4 protein-coding genes and 3 pseudogenes are annotated in these 7,035 nt (G+C 49.7%); 5 read left to right on the top strand and 2 right to left on the bottom strand.

The features are described from left to right. Together HMPREF3140_RS29080 and HMPREF3140_RS02910 are read left to right on the top strand one after the other, a co-directional pair. Positions 1 to 191: pseudogene (locus tag HMPREF3140_RS29080) on the top strand (hypothetical protein); the annotation flags it as partial. Beyond that, positions 179 to 715, top strand: a complete 537-nt coding sequence (locus HMPREF3140_RS02910) for a hypothetical protein (RefSeq protein WP_023288364.1) — start codon at positions 179 to 181, stop codon at positions 713 to 715. The pseudogene HMPREF3140_RS29080 and the gene HMPREF3140_RS02910, both read left to right, overlap by 13 nt. 137 nt (positions 716 to 852) lie before the next feature. Here HMPREF3140_RS02910 and HMPREF3140_RS26845 read toward each other — a convergent pair. Continuing rightward, positions 853 to 1,129: pseudogene (locus HMPREF3140_RS26845) on the bottom strand (IS3 family transposase); the annotation flags it as partial. A gap of 346 nt (positions 1,130 to 1,475) precedes the next feature. Here HMPREF3140_RS26845 and HMPREF3140_RS02905 point away from each other — a divergent pair. After that, positions 1,476 to 2,215: pseudogene (locus HMPREF3140_RS02905) on the top strand (tyrosine-type recombinase/integrase). A gap of 821 nt (positions 2,216 to 3,036) precedes the next feature. Here HMPREF3140_RS02905 and HMPREF3140_RS02900 read toward each other — a convergent pair. Continuing rightward, positions 3,037 to 4,047: a RepB family plasmid replication initiator protein gene (locus tag HMPREF3140_RS02900; protein WP_017900946.1), complete on the bottom strand. Its 1,011-nt coding sequence runs from the start codon at positions 4,045 to 4,047 to the stop codon at positions 3,037 to 3,039. A 729-nt stretch (positions 4,048 to 4,776) separates the two neighbouring features. Here HMPREF3140_RS02900 and sopA point away from each other — a divergent pair. Further along, positions 4,777 to 5,943, top strand: coding sequence for a plasmid-partitioning protein SopA (sopA, locus tag HMPREF3140_RS02895; RefSeq protein WP_023287153.1), 1,167 nt, complete (start codon positions 4,777 to 4,779; stop codon positions 5,941 to 5,943). Beyond that, the gene (locus tag HMPREF3140_RS02890) at positions 5,943 to 6,914 is read left to right on the top strand and encodes a ParB/RepB/Spo0J family plasmid partition protein (protein ID WP_004117790.1); all 972 of its coding nucleotides are present in this window, start codon (positions 5,943 to 5,945) and stop codon (positions 6,912 to 6,914) included. Before sopA ends, HMPREF3140_RS02890 begins: the two co-directional genes overlap by 1 nt. Positions 6,915 to 7,035: the final 121 nt, after the last annotated feature.

The following is a 7,035-nucleotide window of genomic DNA, read 5'->3' as shown; positions in this document are numbered from 1 at the left end:
TTCGCAAGAAATCTTATTTATTCAACAAAGCCTCTACAGAGGTTCCTCCTGGTGCTCCCTCGGGAGACTATCTAATGCTGGAGACCAGTGCTTATATTTTTGCGATGAAGCAACCTAGAGGGTATACCTACATTGGTCTGGTGAAGAATTTAATCAACGAAGGTGAAGGACATATTTGGTGGAAAATATAAATAACGATGTACCACAGCATCAACCTTACCGAAATGAAAAGGTATTTAATTCCGGTAAGACAGCACTTGAGCTCAATTTTTCTGAGACAAATGGCAGTGTGAATCTTATCCTTGCGGGGCCTTTAGTATCGAAGCCGGGAAGTTTTGACTGGACTGGTCAAAAGGCCTTTTCAACAAAGCTGAGTGATGATGAAGTGATCACCTTGTGTATGGCGTTTCTTCGCCTTACTCATGAGGCTGTTCTGAAACATAAAAAAACAAAGCACCATAATAAGCAAGTCTACAAAAACGTAAAAGTTACTTTTGATGGTAAATCCACAGCAATGATGGAGGGGGGAGTTGTAGCTATCAACAAAGACGAGAGAGACATTAATTTTATACATAAAATTATTATTGATCCTGCCGCTTGCCTTCGCTTAGGTCTTTTCCTCTTGTCCGTCATACTGGCCCGAAATCCAGGGGTCCCATCTGACGCGGTTCTAACGTGCATGCGTCTTAATGCAAATGCTCAACTACAAAAGTAACTTTTCTATCTTATCATTCCCGTTTTACGGGAATTTCAAAAAAAGATACTTCCCTTAATGGGGAAAATACGCTCGGTTCATAGGATACATTAGATGTAACTATGGACTGACCCCATGCCTGTAGACAAATTCTGTCCTCACGACGAGGCCTGTTCGAAGGCCTCCGGACTGACGCCGCCGGGATGACTGTGGCGCCGGGTCCGATTGTAGAACACTTCAATGTAATCGAAGACATCCGCCCGGGCCAGATCCCGGTTTGGTATGTTCTCTTACTAATGCGTTCTTTTTTCAGTGAACTGAAGAACAATTCGGCCACCGCATTATCCTGGCAGTTGCCACACCGGCTCAAGCTCGGTGCCAGGTTATTGGCCCGCAGAAGCGGTGCCAGTCGTCACTGCCGTACTGGCTGCCCTTACACAACCACAGACGGAACATGTTAAAGATCATTCCTGCCGATCGCATCTGGAAGGTAGGCGTTTCTCGTCTCCATTTATGCCAGTGTCAACATAGCTGTTTGTCCTGGCATTACCCCATTTCTCCCAAAAACCGTAAAACGCTCCTCAGCCCGCGTCATGACTGGCTTCAGCGTGGTTCGGCGCTGAAAAAGGATCCTTTACGCATTTGGTTTTACCCGCAACAATGCGGGATAAGACAATAAAAGGATCCGCGCGCTGCGATTTATTGTGATGGCAGGATCTGACCTTTCAGGCCAGAATAACTGTATCTATGACCAGTGAGTGCGCTACGTGAAAAATAGCCGATGAACAACATCATTCCCCTGCAGAATTCACCAGAACGCGTTTCGTTATTGCCGATCGCCCCGGGCGTTGATTTTGCGACCGCGGTGGCACTCCGGCGGATGGCCACCTCAACAGGTGCCACGCCGGCTTACCTCCTGGCGCCGGAAGTGAGCGCCCTCCTCTGGTACATGCCGGACCAGCGTCACCATATGCTGTTCGCCACCATGTGGAATACCGGGATCCGTATCGGCGAAGCCCGGACGCTCACCCCGGAATCCTTCGACCTGGATGGTCTGCGGCCTTTTGTGCGGGTGCTGTCGGAGAAAGTACGGGCACGCCGCGGGCGTCCCCCAAAAGATGAAGTGCGACTGGTACCGCTGACGGATGCCAGTTTTGTGCGTCAGATGGAAAGCTGGATGGTCACCACCCGCCCCGCCGGCGGGAGCCGTTATGGCCGGTCACGGATGAGACAATGCGCAACTGGCTGAAACAGGCGGTGAAGCGGGCTGAAGCTGATGGCGTGCATTTTTCGATCGCCGTGACGCCGCATACCTTCCGGCACAGCTATATCATGCACATGCTTTATCACCGGCAGCTTAGGAAGGTCATCCAGGCGCTGGCCGGGCATAAGGATCCGCGCTCGATGGAAGTCTATACCCGGGTATTTGCGCTGGACATGGCTGCCACCCTGGCCGTTCCCTTTACCGCTGACGGTCGAGATGCCGCGGAGATCCTTCGCTCCCTGCCACCGGCCGGCTGAGATTGTCGGGCAGGCGGCCGGGGCTTTGCCACTTAGTGAAGGAGATAAAGACAAACGCATTCCAGACGAGGCAGAGTCAGTCAGTCGCTTCTGAGTCTCTCACCCTGCCGGCTGCAGAAGCGTTACGCTTATCCAGTATGACCCGGGCATCATTCCGTCCGGGTCTGGAGAGAAATATTCATACCGCATCCCGTGTCCCCTCACCTTCTCATTGCACCATGACATCATTCGTATTAAGGAGCCCCGGTCCTCTGGTGACCAGCTGACATCTTCATACCGCAGACAATAAAACTTACTGCGATCCGGATATCAGCAAGTTACAGGGGATATACCTGAGGGCCTTTCCAACCGGGTAAGCCAGGTCGTTATTCAGTATATCGTCGGTGACTGCGTCCCGGGCCATTTCTGACAGCCATCAGGTTTCCTCTTCATGATTGCAGATATCAGTGCGAAGCTGGCTGAGGGTACGATAGGATTAACGAACTTCGGAGGACTGGTTTTAGCAGCTCTTGTATGGCAATGCCGGAATCAACGCTCTGCTGAGTGGCTTCATTCAGTGCGCACCGGGGATTTACTGAAATATTGACTGTGGGATGCAGTCACGTGGAGAGCTCTCAATTGGTCGGGTAACACCCTCGTCAAACTTGCATGCTTCAGTCAATATCAGCATATTCTGGCCATAAATGACATACCGCAGTCAATATTGTCCGATCCTTACCTGCAGGAAGGAGAGCGAATATTGACTGTAGTATGCGTGATGCACCTCACAGTCAATAACTAATTGCGTATGCATACGGCAGTCATGGTAATGCATATCGCAGTCAATTTTCCGGCTTCATCGCCGATAGCGCTTCAGCAAGTTTCTGCGGATCGATGCCCGCAGCCTTCAGTGCCTTGATGACTTCGTCATAATTCTGCTCCGGCGCCTTCTCTTCTTCCTCCTTGCGCGGTACCTTCACCGTCCCGCTGATGAGTTTGGGATTGCGATAATGAACGCTAAAGTAAGTCGCCCGGCCACGTTTAAACTCGGTGTAATCCAGATAGCCGATATCCCGAAGTTGCTCCATAGCCTTTCGGACCGTGTGGTTCTGCGTATAGACATTTGAGGTAAGATTCAGCCGGTCCCGCATACGTTTCATGGAGATAGGTGCGGGATTCTGGGGAAGGCTCTCGATGTAGGTATACAGCGCCTGGGCAGATTCCTTCCGCTGCAGGGCGTCAATGGCTTTCAGCCGAAGCAGGACCCGCCTGTCCATATGGTAAAGCTCAAAGAGCTTGGGTTCAGCCTTGATCTCCACGATATCCTCGTTGATGTCATAATAGGCTGACTGCACCAGATGGGTGGTCCATCCTTTGGTCTCGCTCTGGAACTTCAGGGTAACCGAGGCGAGTTTAAACAGGGAATTGCTGATGCGATCCCGCATTTTCTTGTTTGAGCGCCGTGAGTCAAATCCACACATCTTAACGAATTCAACGAACGACAGCTCCAGAGTGTCACTTTTTACCCCATACTCAGACATCGAGCGAATGATCCCGAGCCAGACTTTAAAATCCGTGTCCATATCAAGACGCGAACCGGTGATCTTAACGTCGGTGTACCCTTCGCTTTTGGCGATGGACAGCTGTACGAGCTCCTCAGTGGCATCTGTGACGTTTTTACGGTTTGCCTTACTCCTGGAGGTTGATTTCAGGGTTGGAACGAAGAGACCGAGCCTCATGAGCGCTACCGGCTGCACAGTACTGGTACTGTTGACATCCAGCTTAACAACTTCGCCGGTTGTCTTGTCCACTTCCTGAAGATTGAGAGGTAAGCTGTTATTTTCGCTCGTCATCTTGATCCTCAACGGTTATCCACAAAAGAATGTCGTTATACGTATCGCAGTCAACGGATATACATACCTCAGTAAATACCGTTGCATATCACAGTATTAGATTTCGCATACAGCAGTCAACTTTTTACATTCCACAGTCGATCCAGTATGACGTTCAAGCCAGTTACAGCGCCTGCTGCAGCGATCCGGGGATCTCTTTAGGATCTCAATATGATCTCTTTGGGATCAATTACTGGATCGAAGCAATGAATAACGTTAATCCCCAGCCAGATCTACCCCACCACATTCAGGGTTCTGCAAGGGTAATCTGAATGCCGCATGAGTAACTCTCCCTGATTTAACATTAAATATTGACTGCGATATGTAGAATCTTCTTTTGTTGTTGACCAGCCCTCGGCTTTTAGTTTCATACCATAGTCAATTTTTCACATATCACAGTCAACTTCATGAAGATAGACTAATCCGGAGAAGTATCCGGCATCGTAGCGTTCGTGCTTTTTGCAGTCTCTGTGCTTTTCCACTTCCTCACTGCGTGAGATCGCTTACTGCGGCGAGCGGCAGTGAGAAATATTGACTGCGGTATGTGATTGAGCCTCTCTTCTCCGGTTTACAGCTTTCATTACAGTCAGCTTTGCAATTTTCAGATGACTTTGCGATTTTATTGTTGCTTTGCAAATAATCCCAAGATTTAATAAAATGATGCAAAGTGATGATTAAAGGATGCTCAGAATGGGACTGATGGATATACTTAACCAGTGCATTACTGCTGGACATGAGATGACGAAGGCTATCGCCATTGCGCAGTTTAATGACGACAGTCCGGAAGCAAGGAAGATCACCCGCCGCTGGAGAATTGGTGAAGCGGCGGATCTGGTTGGCGTTTCTTCTCAGGCAATCAGGGATGCAGAGAAAGCCGGCCGGTTACCTCACCCTGATATGGAAACCCGTGGCAGAGTTGAACAACGTGTTGGTTATACCATCGAACAAATCAATCATATGCGGGATGTGTTCGGTACCCGACTGCGGCGTGCAGAAGATGCTTTCCCTCCGGTGATCGGGGTTGCGGCTCATAAAGGGGGGGTTTACAAAACCTCCGTTTCTGTTCACCTAGCTCAGGACCTAGCCCTGAAAGGACTCCGTGTTCTTCTCGTTGAAGGCAATGACCCACAGGGAACGGCTTCTATGTATCACGGATGGGTGCCCGATCTTCATATTCATGCTGAGGACACTCTCCTGCCCTTTTATCTTGGGGAAAAGGATGATGCCAGCTACGCTATAAAGCCCACCTGCTGGCCTGGCCTTGATATCATCCCGTCCTGTCTGGCACTGCACCGCATTGAAACTGAGCTGATGGGGAAATTTGACGAAGGCAAATTACCTGCTGACCCGCACCTGATGCTCCGTCTGGCCATTGAAACGGTCGCTCATGATTATGACGTGATTGTTATCGACAGTGCACCCAACCTTGGTATCGGTACGATAAATGTTGTATGCGCTGCTGATGTATTGATTGTCCCTACTCCGGCAGAGCTGTTCGACTACACCTCCGCACTGCAGTTTTTCGATATGCTTCGTGACCTGCTTAAGAACGTGGATCTTAAAGGCTTCGAGCCAGATGTCCGTATTCTGCTTACCAAATACAGTAATAATAACGGCTCGCAGTCCCCGTGGATGGAAGAACAAATTCGGGATGCCTGGGGAAGCATGGTCCTTAAAAATGTTGTGCGCGAAACGGATGAAGTCGGTAAAGGTCAGATCCGTATGAGAACCGTTTTTGAACAGGCTATCGATCAACGTTCTTCAACAGGTGCCTGGCGTAATGCCCTCTCTATCTGGGAGCCTGTTTGCGATGAGATTTTTGATCGTCTGATTAAACCACGCTGGGAGATTAGATAATGAAGCGTGCCCCTGTCATTCCAAGACATACCACACATACTCAATCGACTGAAGATACCTCATCACCGGCGCCGGCTGCGCCGATGGTGGATTCATTAATTGCGCGCGTGGGTGCTATGGCCCGCGGTAATGCCATCTCTCTTCCGGTATGTGGACGGGAAGTAAAATTTACCCTTGAAGTGCTCCGGGGAGACTCTGTTGAGAGCGCTTCACGCGTATGGTCAGGCAATGAGCGCGATCAGGAACTACTTACCGAAGATGCTCTGGATGATCTCATTCCTTCATTTTTACTGACTGGTCAGCAGACTCCAGCTTTCGGCCGCCGGGTTTCCGATGTCATTGAAATTGCAGACGGCAGCCGTCGCCGTAAAGCCGCAATCCTGACGGAAAGTGATTATCGCATTCTGGTTGGTGAACTGGACGATGAGCAGATGGCAGCATTGTCCCGACTGGGTAACGATTATCGGCCGACGAGTGCTTATGAACGTGGTCTGCGTTATACAAGCCGGCTGCAGAATGAGTTTGCTGGAAATATTTCTGCACTTGCCGATGCGGAAAACATCTCTCGTAAGATCATTACCCGCTGTATCAATACGGCCAAACTGCCTAAATCCGTTGTTGCCCTGTTTGCACATCCTGGAGAACTGTCTGCCCGGTCAGGTGAAGCCCTTCAGAAGGCTTTTGCAGATAAAGAAGAATTACTGAAGCAGCAGGCTGAGACTCTCCACGATCAGAAGAAAGCGGGACTAATCTTCGAAGCTGAAGAGGTCATTAGTCTTTTAACATCCGTACTGAAACAATCTTCCGCATCAAGAGTTAATCTGAGCTCACGTCATCAGTTTGCTCCAGGGGCAACAGCATTGTACAAGGGCGATAAAATGGTGCTTAACCTGGATAGGTCCCGCATTCCTGCGGAGTGTATAGAGAAAATAGAAGCCATTCTTAAGGAGCTTGAGAAACTAGGAGTTTGATGCGGACACGCTTTAGTCTACGGTTATCTCCCTTTACTTCATTTCCTTTCTCACAGGCCAGAAAAAATAACTGGCCTGAATACTCTCTATGGGACCACGGTCCCACCTGCATCGTCGTTTA

It is taken from the genome of Klebsiella sp. HMSC16A12 (assembly GCF_001808265.1).
In the GTDB taxonomy this organism is placed as follows: domain Bacteria; phylum Pseudomonadota; class Gammaproteobacteria; order Enterobacterales; family Enterobacteriaceae; genus Klebsiella; species Klebsiella pneumoniae.
Note: the sequence above shows the minus strand (reverse complement) of the source record. Positions and strands in the feature narration are given on the sequence as shown.

Bases quoted from the DNA above. Each gene is read 5' to 3' on its own strand.
- HMPREF3140_RS02900 (WP_017900946.1), bottom strand. From the start codon at position 4,047: ATGACGAGCGAAAATAACAGCTTACCTCTCAATCTTCAGGAAGTGGAC.
- sopA (WP_023287153.1), top strand. From the start codon at position 4,777: ATGGGACTGATGGATATACTTAACCAGTGCATTACTGCTGGACATGAG.
- HMPREF3140_RS02890 (WP_004117790.1), top strand. From the start codon at position 5,943: ATGAAGCGTGCCCCTGTCATTCCAAGACATACCACACATACTCAATCG.